This window comes from Nocardia sp. NPDC060220 (assembly GCF_042727815.1).
Lineage (GTDB): Bacteria > Actinomycetota > Actinomycetes > Mycobacteriales > Mycobacteriaceae > Nocardia.
Genome location: NZ_JBHWZY010001080.1, coordinates 1 through 1,997 on the forward strand (window position 1 = coordinate 1; position 1,997 = coordinate 1,997).

Annotated in this window: 1 protein-coding gene and 2 pseudogenes; 1 reads left to right on the top strand and 2 read right to left on the bottom strand. The window is 65.8% G+C overall.

The genetic code is table 11. The features are described from left to right. Positions 1-532, bottom strand: a pseudogene (locus ACFWF3_RS33810) (hypothetical protein); the annotation flags it as partial. Positions 533-772: 240 nt separating this feature from the next. Between ACFWF3_RS33810 and ACFWF3_RS33815 the strand changes: the two are divergent. Then, positions 773-1,582 carry an alpha/beta fold hydrolase gene (locus ACFWF3_RS33815; RefSeq protein ID WP_379318056.1) on the top strand — a complete coding sequence of 270 codons (810 nt, stop codon included), beginning with the start codon at positions 773-775 and terminating at the stop codon, positions 1,580-1,582. Here the strand turns inward: ACFWF3_RS33815 and ACFWF3_RS33820 are convergent. Beyond that, a pseudogene (locus tag ACFWF3_RS33820) lies at positions 1,579-1,997 on the bottom strand (XRE family transcriptional regulator); the annotation flags it as partial. The gene ACFWF3_RS33815 and the pseudogene ACFWF3_RS33820 sit on opposite strands and share 4 nt — an antisense overlap.

Genomic DNA, 1,997 nt, shown 5'->3' on the forward strand with positions numbered 1-1,997 from the left:
GTTCCATCGAGGGATCGAGTGCTAGTTCGTGCATGACGAGCCTTTCCTGTGGTTCGGTCTGCTGGTCGAGGCCGCCGGTGATCGCCCGGAGTGCCGGAATCGTCTGTGGCGTTTCCGGATCGACCAGACCGGTCAACGGCCCCGACGACCAGTCGAGCCTGCCGAACGCCTGGCACCAGTCCAGTGCCGGATTGTCCTCGGTGACAACCAGATCCAGTGCGAGCCCGGCCATCGACGCGGTGCAGGCCAGGGTGATGGCGTCGAGCCCCTCTTCGCTGACCGCCAGGTGCAACGTCACCTTCTCGACCCCGGTGTCCTCGCGTGCTCGCCCCGCGAGCCAGATCGCGCGGCCCGCGGCCCCCATCGTGGCCGCTAGTTGGTCGCCGCGCGGATGGTCGGCGTCGGCGTCGATGAACGGGCCGTACCAGATCGCCCTGCCCTCCGCATCGCAGACCGCGAATGTCGCCGAGACACTGTCGCCCGCGGCGGCCAGACTTATATGAGCGTCCAGCCCCTGCTCCGTCACCCTCATCAAAATCCCCATTTTCCGATTCGAGCCGAATATCGGTACGCCCCCTATCCAATCGGCCATGAACACACATGTCCACAGGGCGCGCACAAATATTTGTCCCCGGTGAGGTACATACACTCGCCAGTGAATTCACAGGACCGGCGCTACCCCGGACGGGAGTACCGCATTCAGTCCGCAACCAGGCGAAAACGACCGGATGGCTTGTATGTTTCGACAATGCCCTTCGTACACTCCGATTCTGTGAACGTCCATTTCCGCACCGATGCCGTCCACGGGCCGACGCTGCTGCTGGCCCATGGATTCCTCATGGACGAATCGATGTTCGATGCGATCCGGAAAGTCTTGGCGCACACCGATATCAATGTCGTGGCCTGGGATGCCCGGGGTCACGGCCGCACCGGATACGGCGACGACCCGCGCTTCGACTACTGGGATCTGGCCACCGACGGCCTGCGGGTTCTCGACGCGCTGGGCATCGAGCGCGCGATTGTCGGCGGCATGAGCCAGGGCGGATACACCGCATTGCGAATGGCTTTGCTGGCTCCCGAACGCGTGACCGGACTGGCGCTGCTCGATACCGAGGCCGACGCGTGCACCAGGGACGAGGAAACCTATTACGAGAACTTCTTCGACGAATGGTGCGGCGCGGGCGCATTGCGGCCGCTGGCCGAAGACCTCGCACCACGATTGATCGGCGGCACCGACCCGCAGATCTGGCAGACCTGGATCACCCGCTGGCTGGCCGGCGATCGCAGCGCCATTCGCCCGGCGGCCGACTGCCTGATCGGCCGCGATTCGGTCCATGGGCGGCTCGGGGAGATCACCGTGCCCGCGCTCGTGCTGCGCGGCGAACACGACCACAACAGCACCGCGGACAAGTGCGCGCGGTTGGCCGCCGGGCTGTCGGGGGCGGGCGAGGTACGCACGGTGGCAGGCGCGGGACACGGCTGCGCGCTGACCCATCCCGAGCAGGTCGCCGCGGCGCTGGCCGGACTGGTCACGGCCTGCACCCCGTACGCCGTCGAGCCGGTGGCGGTCGCCGGGATCTAACGGTCGGGACCGCGAACACCCAGGTAGTACTGGATGCGGCCGGGGTAGGCGACGGAGTCGAGCCGGAACAGCTGGACGTCGACGGTGTAGTTCTCGCCGGTGTGCAGATCGCACAGCCGCATGGCGGTGTGCTCGCGGCCGTAGACGGTGTCGCCATCGTCCCAGATGCGGCGGAAGTCTCGATACTGCGCTAATTCGTCGAGCAATTCGGTGGCCCAGTCGCCGCCGCCCTGCTGGCCGATCAGACCGCGCAGCCAGTGCACGGTGAGCGTGGACTCCGTCTCCCATTCGACCATTACTTTGCGCGACAACGGGTTGCCGAAGAACCAGCGCAGAATATTGACGTCCTCGACCAGTCCGGGAAACGCGCGATCATAGGATTCGTTGACCGCCAGCACGTTCCAGCGGGTGTCGA